We start from the raw sequence: 14,823 nt of genomic DNA, 5'->3' as shown, positions 1-14,823 counted from the left end.
GTTGAGCAAACCAAGCGCAATTTTGTGCTGCGCGGAGTTGACGACGTGGTAGTTAGTGCCCATGTGGTGGGCGATCTCATTAAGTTTTACGGCGTTGGCGATAGTTTTTTTTGGTATTTCTATCCCACAGACAATGGTCATTCCAAGTTCGGCAACGAAAAACGCAACGGCATTGCCCAGCATTTCGGTTTCAACTTATCCGAACTTAGGGTTGTGGCAATGCGTTTGGCACGGCTAACAGGCATTGACGTGTATGGTGGCGACTGCATTGTAGACTGCGAGGGCCGCTTTTTCATCATCGACTTTAACGATTGGCCCAGCTTTTCGCCATGTCGCGAGCAGGCTGCCGACGCCATTTCGTTATTGGTAAACCGGCTGCTTGCAGCACAAAATAACTCACAACAGAAGAATGGATAATAAATTCAAAACCCTGTTTCGCGAGTCGTTAAAATCTAGCGACACAGAAGAAACCATCGACATATACTTCACCCGTCCCATCGGGTTGGTGTTCGCTTTATTGTGGAACAAGCTGGGAATACACCCCAATGTCATTACCATACTCTCCATTTTCTTGGGAGTTGGGGCGGGCTATATGTTCTACTTCCCCGACCTTACCCATAACATCATGGGCGTATGCTTGCTGATGTTGGCCAACTTCTGCGATTCTACCGATGGACAAATGGCTCGTCTTACTGGCAAGAAAACGCTTTTGGGGCGCGTTCTCGACGGATTTTCGGGCGACTTGTGGTTTTTCAGCATCTATCTTGCCCTCTGTTTGCGCTTGCAGTCGAGCCTTATTCCCTACACCAACGTTAAGTGGGGCTTATGGATTTGGGCTTTAGCTGCCGTGTCGGGACTGCTGTGTCACTCGCCACAAAGTTCTTTGGCCGACTATTACAGGCAGATACACCTGCTGTTTTTAAAAGGAAAGAAAGGCAGCGAGCTAGACACTTACGCCCAACAGCGTGCTATCTTCGAGGCTCTGCCTAAGCGTGGGCAATGGTTTAAGCGTCTGTTTTATTATAATTACGCCAACTATTGCAAGAGTCAAGAGAAACGTACGCCCAAGTTTCAGGTTCTCTTCGCACAGCTTAATGGCACATACGGCGATGCAGAAAAGGCTCCAACCCAACTGCGCAACGACTTCTTGCAGGGCAGTAGACCGTTGATGAAGTACACCAACATGCTCAGTTTCAACCTACGCGCCATTGTTCTGTATGTCACATGCCTAGCTAATTGCCCGTGGGTTTACTTTCTTTTCGAACTCACAGTGTTGAGCGGCATATACATTTACATGCACAAGCAGCACGAGGAACTGTGCGAAAGGTGTTCGAACACGATAAAGCAATAACACGTATGCACGAAAACATGATAACAAAAGAATACTCGTTCAGCAAGCTTAACGCCCTTGGCATCGAGGGAATAATATTCGATTACGGTGCAACCCTCGACACCAGTGGCAAGCATTGGGGGCAAGTTATTTGGCATGCGTACCAATTTGCGGACGTACCTGTTAGCGAAAGCGATTACAGAGCCGCCTATGTGCATGTTGAACGCACGTTGGCAACCAACAAAATAATCATGCCCGACTTTACGTTCGATGCAGTGTTAAGTACCAAGTTGCAGATGCAACTGGCGTATTTGCGCGACAACAAGGTGCTGGATGTTCCGCAATTGGAACTCGATATCATGCACGACGTGATGCTGACATACCTTGCTCGCAACTTGAAAAGAACGCTCGACCATAGCCGTTTCGTGCTCGAACAACTGCGCAAGCGTTATCCGCTGGTGCTGGTCAGCAATTTCTATGGCAACATAAAGACCGTTCTCTACGATTACTTTCTGCTCGAACTCTTCGAAGACGTTATCGAATCGGCGGTTGTAGGCGTGCGAAAACCCGACCCAAAGATATTTGCGCTGGGTATCGAAACCTTGAAACTGCCTGCCGAAAAGGTTCTGGTGGTGGGCGATAGTTTTGATAAAGACATAGTGCCAGCACACTCGTTGGGTTGCCCAACGGCATGGTTTAAGGGCGAACCTTGGGAGGATAAGCCCCACGACGAAAGCATACCGCAAATGATAATTCAGGATTTGGAGGACTTGTTAGACTAGTATTGACTTGCCGATTAGCCCCAACGGTGTTGTTTTTGTTCCTCGAAAAGTGCGTTTTCTCGCCATGACAATGTCCAAGCAAACTCTACATTGTTCATTTGGCTTAACGAAAACGTTCTTTTCTCGTTCCTCGAAAAGTGCGTTTTCTCGCCATGACAATGTCCGAGCAAGCTCTACATTGTTCATTTGGCTTAACGAAAACGTTGGGGTATATGCCCATTCGGGCTGCGTTAATGGTTTTTGTGAACTTCTCCTTGCAGTCCTATGGCTGTTGTTTGCGTCTTTACGAGAGAAGGCCACGATGTTAAAACAGTAAATTTAAGAGATGAGTTATAAGATAAGTAGACTATTGATGGTATTTGCTTTGCTCTTTACGGGCTTAGCTGTTTCGGCCCAAACAGAGGGCGTTCTCACGGGTATTGTTACCGATGCAGCCACTGGCGACACCATATATTATCCCAGTGTTAGTTACAAAGGGCACCATATAGCCGTGTCGGGTACGGCTAAGGGCGAATACACCATCGTGCGAAAAGAGGGACTTGTGCTTACTTTCAGTGCCGTGGGCTATGCTCCCGTGCAAGTGGTTGTTAAGGCGTCTACGCCCAAAACCTTAAACATAAAGCTCAAATCCGACACTCGGCAGCTGGCCGAAGTGGTGGTAAGGCAGAAACGGGGCAAGTATTCGCGCAAGGATAATCCTGCTGTTGAGTTGATGCGGAGGGTGATTGCGGCAAAGAAACGCACGCAATTGGAGAACCACGACTTCTTTCAATACACCAAGTATCAAAAGATAACGCTGGCCCTGAACGACATTACGACAACGCAAATAGATAGTGGTTTTATCGGCAAAAGACGTTGGATGCTCGACCAAGTTGAACATTGCCCTTATAACAACAAACTTATTTTGCCTGTGTCGGTAGACGAGACCGTTACCCAACACCTATATCGCAAGCAACCCAAGACCGAACGCGACATTATAAAGGGACAGAGCAACGCAGGCATTAATCAGCTAATACAAACGGGCGACATCATGGACATCATGCTCAAAGATGTGTTTACAGACGTGAACATCTACGACAACGATGTGCGACTGCTGCGCCACCACTTTACTAGCCCCATTGGTAACAGTGCCATTAGCTTTTACCGTTATTACATTGAAGATACTGTATATGTGGGTAAACACCTGTGTTACCACCTGCAATTCACCCCAAACAACGGACAAGATATTGGTTTTCGTGGCGAACTATATGTTGTGGCCGACTCAACCCTGCACGTTAAGCGTTGCAACCTTACGCTACCCATACAGAGCGGCGTTAACTTTGTGCAGCATCTACAAGTGCGACAAGAGTTTACACAGCTTGAAAACGGTGAGTGGGCGTTGAGCGAAGACGATATGATTGCCGAGATTGAAGTGAACGACCTGCTGCAGAAAGCCATCGTTATCCGAACCACACGCCTGAACAACTATGCTTTCGACGAATTGCCCGCTAAGCTATTTAAGGGCAGTGGGCGCGAAAGGCGTGAGGCCGATGCCATGATGCGCGACGAGGCTTTTTGGAAGAAATATCGCGCAGTGGAACTTAGCAAAAGCGAGTCGTCGATGGACGAGTTCGTGCATCGCGTGGAACAAATGAAGGGTTTTAAGTACATTATCTTCGGCTTGAAAGCCTTAATAGAAAATTTTGTTGAGACAGGTGGGAAAAACCACCCCAGCAAAGTGGACATCGGACCAGTAAATACGATGTTTACAAGAAACTTTATCGACGGATTTAGAACACGTATCAGTGCGCAAACCACGGCAAACCTTAGCCCACATTGGTTTTTGGCAGGATATATGGCGCGTGGATGGGGTAGCAAAAAGAACTATTATAGCGGCGAAATAACCTATTCGTTCAACAGAAAAGAATATCTGCCGCGCGAGTTTCCCAAGCGAACGGTGTCGTTCAAGTCTACTTACGACATCATGTCGCCCTCGGATAAGTTCTTGCGAACCGACAAAGACAACGTGTTTACGGCCTTAAAGTGGGCGAAGGTAGACGCGATGATGTTCTATAATCGCCAACAGCTTACCTTAGAACGCGAAGAAGAGTGGGGGATGAAAACCACACTAAGCCTTCGAACTGAGGAGAACGAGGCTGCTGGTTCTTTGTTCTTCGAGAAACTAAGCAGTTTTTTCCCGCCCATTATCTTTCCTGATACGGATGTTAGTAGCCTGTTGCACAATGGTAAGATACGCACAACGGAACTGCGTTTCGAGTTGGAAATTGCGCCAGGACGTACCTTTATCAACACCAAGCAAAGGCGTATTGCCATTAACTTGGAGGCCCCTGTGATTACGCTTTCGCACGCCGTGGGATTAAATGGCGTGTTGGGCGGACAGTATCGCTACAACTTTTCGGAAGTGGGACTGCTGAAACGTTTTTGGCTGAGAAGCTGGGGTAAGTTTGATGTGCAACTGCGAGCGGGTGCACAATGGGACAAAGTGCCCTTCCCCTTGTTGATTATGCCTGCCGCCAACCTGTCGTACATCGTACAGAAAGGTTCGTTCAACCTGATAAACAACATGGAATTTCTTAACGACAGGTATGCTAGCGTTGACCTTGCATGGGACATGAACGGTAAGATATTCAACCGCATACCACTGCTTAAAAAGCTGAAATGGCGCGAGTACATCGGTTTTAAAGGCCTATGGGGTTCGCTTACAGATAAGAATAATCCCTTTTTGTTCCAAAACATGGGCGATGCAACATTGATGTATTTCCCAGAAGGATCGCATGTAATGAACCCCAAGCGTCCTTATATGGAGTTGATAGTGGGTGTGCACAACATTTTCAAGTTGTTCCATGTGCAATATGTGCGTAGGTTAAACTACAATGAGTTGCCCACCGCGCATAAGCAAGGTGTGCGACTGATGATGCGCATGAGTTTTTAAAGCCGTACTTCTGTTTACAATACGGGGCTGTTCGAAAGCATTCATTGTTCGAACAGCCCCATCTTTTTGTTTGTAAACGAATGTATTATAGTCAAACGGAATTGCATTTGGAAATAGTTGTTAGAAGAATGCAAGACGTGCGCTGCATGACATCAATAAACCCTTACGCAGAGGAAAAGGAGGACTTTTGTTTGCTTACGATGCAACTATGGCTTTCCAAATCCAATTCTGTTTGACTATAAACCCCAATCGTTCATTATCCGCTTATCAAATATTTTAGGTTGTTTTTCCATCGTTTCCTGTCCATCTTTCGTTTGCTTGTCGGCATTCTTTCCAGTCTTATTCTCGCGACGTAGCCCGCTATGCCTTCAAAGATAAGGCAGACAATATGCTCAACGACCAAACAAAGTCTGCACAGGCTCTAACGGCCGATTTTAGTTAAAATGTTACAAAAAGGTTTACAAAACATACCCTGTCTGCCGCTCCTTTCTAGCGAAAATAATGGTTCAAAAGTAGGTTAATTGCCCCTATTTCTAGCCTTTCACACCTTTTGTCTTGTCTGTTTTTAGGAGAAGAATCTGCATTTTGCACCATTTCGCCTTTCTATTTTGGTTGCCAACTCGTAATTTTTCAAGCCCAACGACCCACTTTTAGACCCTAAAACCCTACTTTTTAACGGCTATTTTGCCCTTTTTGGCCATGTTTTTAATGTCTCATAAAGGTTTTGTTTATACCATTGCACTGCATTTTTATTCATCTTACCTCGCATTTAGCGGCAAATCGCACTGCATTTAGCACCATTTCACCTTGCATTTAACACCAAAACGCACTGCATTTTGCACCAAAACGCAAGGCATTTAGCACCATATTGCACTGTATTTAGCATCAAAACGCACCGCGTTTTGCCGCTAATAGCCCAAAAGCTGGTGCAAAAGACGTTTCTTTTAAATAAAAATTCATTTTGTCTGCATTTACATGTACCCCCTTTTTGCATCAAAACCAACCTTCGCGAGAATCGATTTTTTGCGGTGAGGTAGGCAATCGGTTGAGAAAAAGGGTAGTCATAATGTTAAAATTTGAACTGAAAATTTGACATGTTTTAGTTGGCGAGTTCATGGGTTAACAAGTTCATGGGTTAACAAGTTGACGAGTTGACAAGTTGACGAGTTGACAAGTTGACGAGTTAACAAGTTGCTAAGTTGATAAGTTAACAAGTTGATAAGTTAACAAGTTGATAAGTTAACAAGTTGATGAGTTAACAAGTTGACAAGTTAATAGGTGCAGCCATCCTTTCACCTTTTAAAGGGCGTGAGCCATCTTTTCACTTTTTCACTCTTTTACCTTTTCACCTTTTAAAGGGCGTGAGCCATTTTTCACCTTTTCACCCTTTTCGTCTTTTCAATTTTACAACAATGCGATGGGTAAATAAAAAGCGCATCTCCATGAAGAAGATGCGCTTGTTGGTTGGGATACTCGGACTCGAACCAAGAATGACAGGACCAGAATCTGTAGTGTTACCATTACACCATATCCCAATGCTTGTTTTTGCACTGCAAAGTTACTACTTTTTTCGTATTTGCCAAACGATTTATTAACTTTTTTGCCTTTATATAAAGCAGGGTTGTTATGGCGTACTTGTATTTTTGAGGAGCGTAAACAAAGCCTTCTTGCATGGGGATAAGGCGTTATGGCAGTCTTTATTGCCGCAATTGTATGTTAGTGTTGTCGTAATATCAGCCTTAGGTATGTCACTTTGAATCTGTGTTTATGTACAGCATTTTTTGTTAATGAGGGTGTTTCGTCACGTTGTCAACGGTTCTAGCCGTTGGTGGTCTTGAATGTTAGGGTTTGTCTGCACCCTGCGTTATGGGTTGTTGTTGTTTGTTGTGCGGCTATCTTGGGTAGATACGCTTTACTGGGGCGTACCCATTTCCTTTCTCCGTTAAATTTCCTCAAATGCAAAACGTTTTTTTAGGGTTTGTTTTTAGTTGGTATATTTTCACTATATTTGCAAATAAACATTTAGCGAGAAAGAAAAATGAGAGTCGGTTTGTTTGTTCCATGCTATGTTAATGCCTTGTATCCCGAGGCAGGCGTGGCTACATATAAGTTATTAAAACACTTTGGGGTGGACGTAACCTATCCCTTAAAGCAGACTTGTTGCGGTCAGCCTATGGCCAATGCGGGGTTTGAAGATAAGGCAGTACCGTTGGCCGAGAAGTATGAAAACATGTTTAAAGCGTTTGATTACGTCGTTGCACCGTCGGCATCGTGCGCGGCTTTCGTAAGAACACACTATCCACGCTTGCTTGGCGGCGGGAAACACGCCTGTGAAACATCTACAAAGACGATGGATATTGTGGAGTTTCTGCACGACATCCTTCAAGTAAAGGCTCTTCCAGGGCGTTTCCCATTTGTGGTAAGTGTGCATAACAGCTGCCACGGCGTTAGGGAATTGGGACTTTCTGCACCATCAGAACTGAACATTCCACCTATAACAAAATGGTAGACCTGTTGCAACTGGTGGAAGGAATTACCGTAAAAGAACCCGAACGCAAAGACGAGTGTTGCGGATTTGGCGGCATGTTCGCCATAGAAGAGCCAGAAGTGTCGGTGAAAATGGGGCACGACAAGATACAGCGGCACATTGATACGGGGGCACAATACGTTACGGGGCCCGATAGTTCGTGCCTGATGCACATGGAAGGGGTGGCTAGAAGAGAGAAAAGCCCCATTAAGTTTATTCATATTGCACAAATTTTAGCCGCAGGATTATGAGTACCTTACATTCTAAAAAAGCCGCTGCTGCATTGAAGAACGTGGATAAGATAACGCGACACGACCAAACTTTTTGGTTGATGCGCGGCAAACGCGACCTCATGGAACACAAGTTGCCCGAATGGGAGAGCCTTCGCGAGCATGCCAGCGAAATAAAGCGGCATACGGCTACACATCTGGCTCAGTATTTGGAGCAGTTTTCTAAGAACCTAGAAGACAATGGCGTGATTGTGCATTGGGCGGAAGATGCGCGAGAATTTAATCAAACCGTGTTGGAGATATTACAGCAGCACGGGGTGAAGAAATTGGTGAAAAGTAAGTCGATGCTTACAGAAGAATGCGAGTTGAACCCTTATTTGGAGGCACAAGGTATCCATGTGGTGGAAACAGACTTGGGCGAACGTATCTTACAATTGCTAGACGAAAAGCCTAGTCATATCGTGGTGCCCGCCATACATGTTACGCGCGAAGAGGTGGGAGAGCTGTTTGAACGCGAGGGTATTAGCAAAGAGATTGGCAATTACGACCCCACATACCTTACGCAATGTGCAAGACACAGCTTGCGTAACGACTTTATGGATGCCGATGCGGGCCTTACTGGATGCAACTTTGGCGTTGCCGAAACGGGCGACATCGTGGTTTGTACCAACGAAGGCAATGCAGACATGAGCACGTCTGTGCCTAAATTGCACATCGCCGTAATGGGATTGGAGAAGATTGTGCCCGATTATCGTTCGTTGGCTGTGTTCCAACGGCTGCTGTGCCGTAGCGCAACGGGTCAGCCTTCAACCACATACACCTCACATTTTAGGAAAGCACGACCAGGAGGAGAGATGCACGTGGTGATTGTTGACAACGGAAGGAGCGACATGATTGCCAATGATGAGCATTGGCAAACCTTAAAATGTATCAGATGTGGCGCTTGTATGAACACTTGTCCGGTGTATCGCCGTTCCACCGGCTACTCTTATTCTTACTTCATCCCTGGTCCCATAGGCATCAACTTGGGCATGTTTAAAAGTCCACAGCAACATAGCGGCAACCTTTCTGCTTGTTCGCTTTGCCTGTCGTGCGACAATGTGTGCCCCACGAAGGTAGCGCCTGGTTCGCAAGTGTATGCTTGGCGGCAGTCGTTAAGTGGCTTGGGCCTTGCCAACTCAACCAAGAAGCTTATCTCTAACGGCATGGGCATGTTGTTTTATAATCCATCGCTGTTCAGCATGTCGCTTAAATTCGCGCCCATCGTTAACCATTTGCCCCGCTTTTTGGTTTATCATGGGTTGAACGATTGGGGAAAGGGTAGGGAGATGCCCGTGTTTGCTAGTGAGTCGTTTGAACAAATGTGGAAGAAAGGAAAGGTGAAATGAAGAAAGAAGACTTGTTTGAGAAGTTGAAACGCAACACGCACGTGCGTTGCGACATGCCTGATATGAACATGGTTGGCATTGTTTACGACGACCCTCTGGCGCAGTTTTGCGAGATGGTGGTTGCAGTTGGCGGTAAGGTTGCTGTGCTGGGAGATGGCGAAGACGTGAACGAGGCCATCAAACGACTTTATCCCGATGCCAAGGTTTTTGCCTCTAACTTGCCCGAAATAACGATTGCCACGCTAAATCCCGATACGGTGGCCGAGGCACAAGACCTTAACGGAACAGATGTGGGCATACTACGGGGTGAATTGGGCGTGGCAGAAAACGCTTGCGTTTGGGTTCCGCAAACAATGAAAGAAAAGGCGGTGATGTTCATTAGCGAAGAGTTGGTGTTGCTGCTCGATCGCAATAAACTTGTGCACAACATGCACGAGGCATACACGAAGATTGCGATGAACGATTATGGTTATGGCTGCTTTATCAGCGGACCATCTAAGACGGCCGACATCGAGCAGGCTTTGGTAATGGGTGCACAGGCAGCACGTGGCGTAACAGTGGTGTTGACGTAGGGTACACGTCCATTTGCCGTGCCCTTATAATAAGTTGTGTTCCCTGCGTACGCGATGGTTTCGTGGCTCGACCACTCGCTTAATGACTTTTAAAACACTTGTTTATGTCATGCCATTAGGCACTGAACAAGAAAATCTGGCAGCAAGTTTGGCCTTAACCAAACCGCTGCCAGATTTTATATTTGATAGATGTATGCGGCAGTTAGCACACCTATTTTATATCAGGTATTGTGAAGAAATACTCTGGTTTGACTCAACCCTGCGAATGGTTTCGGCGAACATGTCGGCCACCGACAATTGCCTTACCTTCGGGCAATTGTTGTGGTAGGGAATAGAATCGGTGAAGACTATCTCTTCAAGCGACGAGTTCTGCACCCTTTCAGAGGCAGGCCCACTCATTACGCAGTGCGAGGCACAAGCTCTAACGCTCTTGGCACCAGCTGCAATCATCACGTCGGCAGCTTTGGCGATAGTCCCTGCGGTGTCTACCATGTCGTCGATAAGTACCACGTTCTTGCCTTCTACTTCTCCGATAATCTGCATACTCTCCACTTCGTTGGCACGTGCGCGGGTCTTATTGCATAGCACCAAGGGGCAACCCAGGTACTTGGCATAGGTGTTGGCGCGCTTACTTCCGCCTACATCGGGCGAGGCGATAACCAAATTGTCGAGTTTAAGGCTTTCCAAGTAGGGCAGGATAACGGCCGATGCGTAGAGGTGGTCTACGGGAACATCGAAGAAACCCTGGATTTGGTCGGCGTGGAGGTCCATCGTTATCAAACGATTGATGCCGGCAACGTGCAACAAGTCGGCAATGAGTTTGGCGCCGATGCTTACGCGCGGCTTATCTTTGCGGTCTTGCCTAGCCCATCCGAAGTAAGGAATGACAGCGTTGATGGTTCTGGCCGAAGCTCTTTTGGCAGCGTCGATCATGAGGAGTAGCTCCATCAGATTGTCTGAATTGGGGAACGTGCTCTGCACCAAGAACACGTCTCTGCCACGCACCGTCTCTTCATAAGATACCGCGAACTCGCCGTCTGAGAAGTGTGTCACCACCAGTTTGCCCAAGGGACAACCAAGGCTAGCGCATATCTTTTCGGCAAGATACATGCTTTTCGTGCCTGAAAAAATTAAAAAAGAGTTTTCTTCACTCATTTCTTTAATGGTTTAATATGTGATTGATTGTTATCTCTTTGCCTTTATCAACTAAATGAATTGTTATCCTACAATCTTTTGGAAGTTTCGGAAATGGGCGAGCAAGTCGCGGAAGTCGGTTCCGTTGTGTATGTCGAACCGTTTCCAAAGGTCGCTACACACCACCACGCCACCAAAGCCCAGCTCCTTGGCCATCCGCACATTGTCGACGTCGATGCCGCCTAGGGCGTACACACGCTTGTCTATAAGCCCTTTGTCGGCTGCGTCTTCCAGTTGCTTAACCGAGAAACTGGAAGGCTTGTCGGCGTTACCCGCACAGCTGAATATGCGTCGTAAGAAGACGTAATTGCTGTTTTTCTTCATGTCTTTGAGCAAATCGAGGTCTTCGCAGGTTCTGCTTATTTTCCCTTTAATACCGTTTGGCACAATCTCCGTCGGCTTGTTGAGGTGTATTCCTGCCAAGTCGTATTCGTTTTTCAGCCTGAAATGCTCGTGTACCACAATCTTGTCGTGATATCCTTCGGGGATTAACGACAACAGTCTTTCCGAAAAAACGAGTTGTGAACCAGGCTTATATAGGTGCAACTTGTCCATCCCCTCGTCGAAAAGAGCAGTAAGTATCTTGTCTTCCTCTACAAAGAATGTAGATTTTGTCATAATTACGAGCTTCATTGCAGCCATTTATTTCACATGCAAAAGTAGGAATTTTATGGCAAACCTGCAATTTAAACAATATAAAAGTTACCTTTGCATACGCAAATCATTGAGATATGAGAATTAACTTAGATACTTTCGAAGAAGTGCGCAGGCCGATGTACATTGTGGAGGAGGCCAAACTGAGGCGCAATTTGGAACTTATCGCCTCAGTGTCGGCAAGGGCTGAGGTGGAAATTATACTTGCTTTCAAGGCTTTTGCCTTGTGGAAAACCTTCCCCATCTTTAAAGAGTACATCCGTTCTACCACTGCCAGTTCGCTTTCTGAGGCGAAATTGGCTTTCGAAGAGTTCGGTTCAAGGGCGCATACCTATTCTCCTGCATACACCGACGATGAGATTGGGGAGATTGCCAGCTGTTCTAGCCATCTCACTTTCAACTCGCTAACGCAGTATGAGCGTTATGCCGCGCTCGCAAAAGCAAGTAATGCAAGTCTTTCTTTTGGCTTGCGGGTCAACCCTGAGTACTCGGAAGTAGAGACGGAGTTGTATAATCCCTGTGCCCCAGGTACAAGGTTTGGGCTGTCGGCAGAACGATTGCCAAGCCGTTTGCAGGCGGACATCGAGGGATTTCATTGTCATTGCCATTGCGAGAGTGGTGCCGACGTGTTTGCAAGAACCTTAGCGCACATCGAAAACAAGTTTTCGGGGTGGTTCCCTGCGTTGAAATGGATTAACTTTGGTGGTGGACACCTGATGACACGCAAGGATTATGACGTGGAGTTGCTCGTTGATACGCTGCGTTCGTTTAAGCAACGCCACCCCCATTTGCACGTTATACTCGAACCTGGCAGTGCTTTCGCTTGGCAAACGGGTCCTCTTGTGGCACAAGTTGTAGACGTTGTTGAAGACAAGGGCATACAAACGGCCATCTTAAACGTGAGCTTTACTTGCCACATGCCCGACTGTTTGGAGATGCCTTACCAGCCTGCGGTTCGCAATGCGCAGTCGCTTGACTTGGAGGCAGCGGTGAATGGCGGTGCGAAACACATTTATCGCTTGGGCGGCAACAGCTGTTTGTCGGGCGATTTTATGGGTTCGTGGCAGTTCGACCATGCCTTGACCGTGGGCGAGAACGTAATATTTGAGGATATGATACACTATACCACGGTGAAGACGAACATGTTTAACGGCATTTCACACCCCTCGTTGGCTATTGTTCGCACTTCGGGAGAACTGGAAATGCTGCGCACTTATGGTTACGAAGACTATAAGGCGCGGATGGATTAGCACCCGTAGCACAGCTTTTTTGAGTAAATGTTTTACCACAACGCCCCGCTTAACCATTGTAAGGGTTAAGCGGGGCGTTGCAGTAAATGTATATTACGCAGATAATGCCTTTTTACTTGCTTGCCTATGTGGGGCAGGGCGGCATCCTTCGTTGTGTTATTCCTCCTCGTCTTCAACGGCCACTTGGTCTACCGACACCTGCCTATCGATAAGGGCATTGAAAGAGATAATGGTCTCACTGCCCGAAAGTCCGAGCGGTTGTAGCTTATCGTGGATGATAGACATCAAGTGGCGGTTGTTGGTTGCATACAATTTGATGAAAAGGTCGTAGTTCCCAGTGGGAACATGGCACTCAACCACCTCGGGTATCTTCTCCAAAGCCTCTGCCACTTTGTCGGAAGTGCTGGGGTCTTTGAGGTGAAGTCCAACGTAGGCACACGTTTCATAGCCCACTTTTTCGGGGGCAAGAATAAATCGCGAGCCTTTTATTACGCCCAAATTTAAGAGCTTTTGTATGCGCTGATGTATGGCAGCACTACTAACTTTGCAAATGCGCGCCACCTCTAAGAAGGGTGTGCGTGCATCGGCAGAGATAAGTTGAAGTATCTTCTTGTCCAGAAGATCTAGATTATGATGTGACATATTTATTCAATTTCTTTGCAAAGGTAACATATAAAAATGAATTTGGCAAGTAGCCGAGAGGTAAGAAAAATCTTTTTACTGATTGTTTGGGAAACTGCCAAAATGCTCAGCGCAACCTCACACTGGCGTAACAGCCTTACAATGTAACCTTTTCGGCGATTACTTCTACCTTTAATGCTTGTTATAATGTTATTACTGATTCTTAATTGTATGCTTATTTTTATGTTATTTAACCATGCGTGGGTGTGGTTAAAGGTTATTGGTAGGTAAAGCTTGGCTTGGGTTCTGTTGGTAGCGAACAAACAGACGGCGCAACTTAACGCGTGCTTTTGCTTTGCGTGGCGGTAAAGTTCACGTTGTAAACTTTTGCCTCGCGCAAGGCTTGTTTCACTTCGGCGATGGTCTTCATCTTCGTATCTTTGTCGGCTTTTATTGATGCCGTTAGTTCTTTTGCCTCGTCGGGAGAGTGTTTCGCGCGTTCGGCAGCAATGTATTTTCTTAGTTCGGCAAGGGGAATAACCTTGTCGTTAAATTGCACGATGGTGGCTTGTGCATTGTCGGCGTCCCTTTTTTCGATGGGCTTACCTATATATATGTGCATCACCGACGACTTCTTGGCAAGCCGATTCAGTTCTTTCCCCTGTGGCACTTGATACCTCACCTTCACTGTAACGTTGCGCATGTGGGTTACAATCATGAAGAAAAACAACACCGTAAATATCAAGTCGGGTAGCGACGAGGTGTTGAGCACGGGTATTTCGTGGTTTCTTTTGCTCCTGCGTATCATGCTTATGGCGTGTTGTTATCCTTATTGTCGAACGATTCCACCATGCGTTGGGGCATCAGTCGGTTCACTTCGTCTTTCTCTTCGGCCGAACATAGCGCGTAAGGATGCCGAAACATCTTTACGGCCAGTTGGTTTTTAAGCAGGTTAAAGGTAGACACGATGGCATCTTGCACATGAAAATACGTGTCGTAGTTGGCATTTTCGCTCGCTTGTAGTTGTATAAGATGGTTTCTACCTTTACGTGCCACAAACTTTTTCAGCTTGTCTTTTAGCTCGTCTAGCGTGCAGGGTGCATCGTCAACAAGAACTTTATTGTTGCCCGTTATAAACACCTTGATGATGTTATCCTTATTAACAATACTTTCCTCTTGCTTGTTCTTTTCCACGGGCGGCAACTTCCTGGCCAATCCCTTGTCGAGATCCATTGATGTGGTGACAAGGAAAAAGATGAGCAACATAAACGAAATGTCGGCCGTTGATGTCGCGTTGAGTTGCGGAACAGTTCTTCTTCGTCGGGCAAACATGGGCTTTCCTC

12 protein-coding genes, 1 tRNA gene and 2 pseudogenes are annotated in these 14,823 nt (G+C 46.5%); 8 read left to right on the top strand and 7 right to left on the bottom strand.

The genetic code is table 11. The features are described from left to right. The 4 genes and pseudogenes from BN93_RS08875 to BN93_RS08860 form a co-directional block, all read left to right on the top strand. Positions 1 to 417: pseudogene (locus BN93_RS08875) on the top strand (hypothetical protein); the annotation flags it as partial. After that, complete coding sequence (locus BN93_RS08870; RefSeq protein WP_019187986.1) at positions 410 to 1,351, top strand: CDP-alcohol phosphatidyltransferase family protein; 942 nt, start codon at positions 410 to 412, stop codon at positions 1,349 to 1,351. The pseudogene BN93_RS08875 and the gene BN93_RS08870, both read left to right, overlap by 8 nt. Positions 1,352 to 1,356: 5 nt before the next feature. Beyond that, positions 1,357 to 2,112 carry an HAD family hydrolase gene (locus BN93_RS08865; RefSeq protein ID WP_232211149.1) on the top strand — a complete coding sequence of 252 codons (756 nt, stop codon included), beginning with the start codon at positions 1,357 to 1,359 and terminating at the stop codon, positions 2,110 to 2,112. A gap of 325 nt (positions 2,113 to 2,437) precedes the next feature. Beyond that, a complete protein-coding gene (locus BN93_RS08860; RefSeq protein ID WP_044260245.1) occupies positions 2,438 to 5,044 on the top strand; it encodes a DUF5686 family protein in 2,607 nt (868 codons plus the stop codon). Between the two features lie 1,461 nt (positions 5,045 to 6,505). Here the strand turns inward: BN93_RS08860 and BN93_RS08855 are convergent. Next, a tRNA-Gln gene (locus BN93_RS08855) sits at positions 6,506 to 6,579 on the bottom strand. After that, positions 6,565 to 6,717 carry a hypothetical protein gene (locus BN93_RS18615; RefSeq protein WP_157462780.1) on the bottom strand — a complete coding sequence of 51 codons (153 nt, stop codon included), beginning with the start codon at positions 6,715 to 6,717 and terminating at the stop codon, positions 6,565 to 6,567. Before BN93_RS18615 ends, BN93_RS08855 begins: the two co-directional genes overlap by 15 nt. A gap of 365 nt (positions 6,718 to 7,082) precedes the next feature. Between BN93_RS18615 and BN93_RS08850 the strand changes: the two are divergent. From BN93_RS08850 to BN93_RS08840, 3 genes and pseudogenes are all read left to right on the top strand, one after another. Continuing rightward, positions 7,083 to 7,822: pseudogene (locus BN93_RS08850) on the top strand ((Fe-S)-binding protein). Continuing rightward, positions 7,819 to 9,189 carry a lactate utilization protein B gene (locus BN93_RS08845; protein WP_019187982.1) on the top strand — a complete coding sequence of 457 codons (1,371 nt, stop codon included), beginning with the start codon at positions 7,819 to 7,821 and terminating at the stop codon, positions 9,187 to 9,189. Before BN93_RS08850 ends, BN93_RS08845 begins: the two are co-directional and overlap by 4 nt. Further along, complete coding sequence (locus BN93_RS08840; RefSeq protein WP_019187981.1) at positions 9,186 to 9,761, top strand: LutC/YkgG family protein; 576 nt, start codon at positions 9,186 to 9,188, stop codon at positions 9,759 to 9,761. Before BN93_RS08845 ends, BN93_RS08840 begins: the two co-directional genes overlap by 4 nt. Positions 9,762 to 9,977: 216 nt before the next feature. On the opposite strand, the gene BN93_RS08835 is transcribed toward BN93_RS08840, so the two are convergent. Both BN93_RS08835 and BN93_RS08830 read right to left on the bottom strand, forming a co-directional pair. Then, positions 9,978 to 10,916: a ribose-phosphate pyrophosphokinase gene (locus BN93_RS08835; protein ID WP_044260242.1), complete on the bottom strand. Its 939-nt coding sequence runs from the start codon at positions 10,914 to 10,916 to the stop codon at positions 9,978 to 9,980. A 63-nt stretch (positions 10,917 to 10,979) separates the two neighbouring features. After that, positions 10,980 to 11,588 carry a thiamine phosphate synthase gene (locus BN93_RS08830; protein ID WP_198007504.1) on the bottom strand — a complete coding sequence of 203 codons (609 nt, stop codon included), beginning with the start codon at positions 11,586 to 11,588 and terminating at the stop codon, positions 10,980 to 10,982. Between the two features lie 98 nt (positions 11,589 to 11,686). Between BN93_RS08830 and nspC the strand changes: the two genes are divergently transcribed. Continuing rightward, positions 11,687 to 12,859: a carboxynorspermidine decarboxylase gene (nspC, locus tag BN93_RS08825; protein ID WP_019187978.1), complete on the top strand. Its 1,173-nt coding sequence runs from the start codon at positions 11,687 to 11,689 to the stop codon at positions 12,857 to 12,859. 156 nt (positions 12,860 to 13,015) lie between these two features. Here nspC and BN93_RS08820 read toward each other — a convergent pair whose 3' ends face one another. The 3 genes from BN93_RS08820 to BN93_RS08810 form a co-directional block, all read right to left on the bottom strand. Next, positions 13,016 to 13,501 carry an Lrp/AsnC family transcriptional regulator gene (locus tag BN93_RS08820; protein WP_019187977.1) on the bottom strand — a complete coding sequence of 162 codons (486 nt, stop codon included), beginning with the start codon at positions 13,499 to 13,501 and terminating at the stop codon, positions 13,016 to 13,018. 316 nt (positions 13,502 to 13,817) lie between these two features. Beyond that, entirely contained in the window at positions 13,818 to 14,288 is a 471-nt protein-coding gene (locus BN93_RS08815; protein WP_019187976.1) for an ExbD/TolR family protein, read from the bottom strand. 2 nt (positions 14,289 to 14,290) lie between these two features. Then, positions 14,291 to 14,812: an ExbD/TolR family protein gene (locus tag BN93_RS08810; RefSeq protein ID WP_044260238.1), complete on the bottom strand. Its 522-nt coding sequence runs from the start codon at positions 14,810 to 14,812 to the stop codon at positions 14,291 to 14,293. Positions 14,813 to 14,823 lie beyond the last annotated feature (11 nt).

The organism is Prevotella conceptionensis 9403948 (assembly GCF_000312305.1).
GTDB classification, from domain to species: domain Bacteria; phylum Bacteroidota; class Bacteroidia; order Bacteroidales; family Bacteroidaceae; genus Prevotella; species Prevotella conceptionensis.
The sequence above is the reverse complement of the archived record's forward strand: the minus strand, read 5'-3'. Positions and strand labels throughout refer to the sequence as shown.

Excerpts from the sequence above, each read along its gene's own strand:
- BN93_RS08845 (WP_019187982.1), top strand. The coding sequence starts at position 7,819 with ATGAGTACCTTACATTCTAAAAAAGCCGCTGCTGCATTGAAGAACGTG.
- BN93_RS08865 (WP_232211149.1), top strand. The coding sequence starts at position 1,357 with ATGCACGAAAACATGATAACAAAAGAATACTCGTTCAGCAAGCTTAAC.
- BN93_RS08820 (WP_019187977.1), bottom strand. The coding sequence starts at position 13,501 with ATGTCACATCATAATCTAGATCTTCTGGACAAGAAGATACTTCAACTT.
- BN93_RS08810 (WP_044260238.1), bottom strand. The coding sequence starts at position 14,812 with ATGTTTGCCCGACGAAGAAGAACTGTTCCGCAACTCAACGCGACATCA.
- BN93_RS08830 (WP_198007504.1), bottom strand. The coding sequence starts at position 11,588 with ATGAAGCTCGTAATTATGACAAAATCTACATTCTTTGTAGAGGAAGAC.
- BN93_RS08815 (WP_019187976.1), bottom strand. The coding sequence starts at position 14,288 with ATGATACGCAGGAGCAAAAGAAACCACGAAATACCCGTGCTCAACACC.
- BN93_RS08840 (WP_019187981.1), top strand. The coding sequence starts at position 9,186 with ATGAAGAAAGAAGACTTGTTTGAGAAGTTGAAACGCAACACGCACGTG.
- BN93_RS08860 (WP_044260245.1), top strand. The coding sequence starts at position 2,438 with ATGAGTTATAAGATAAGTAGACTATTGATGGTATTTGCTTTGCTCTTT.
- BN93_RS08870 (WP_019187986.1), top strand. The coding sequence starts at position 410 with ATGGATAATAAATTCAAAACCCTGTTTCGCGAGTCGTTAAAATCTAGC.
- BN93_RS18615 (WP_157462780.1), bottom strand. The coding sequence starts at position 6,717 with ATGCAAGAAGGCTTTGTTTACGCTCCTCAAAAATACAAGTACGCCATA.
- BN93_RS08835 (WP_044260242.1), bottom strand. The coding sequence starts at position 10,916 with ATGAGTGAAGAAAACTCTTTTTTAATTTTTTCAGGCACGAAAAGCATG.
- nspC (WP_019187978.1), top strand. The coding sequence starts at position 11,687 with ATGAGAATTAACTTAGATACTTTCGAAGAAGTGCGCAGGCCGATGTAC.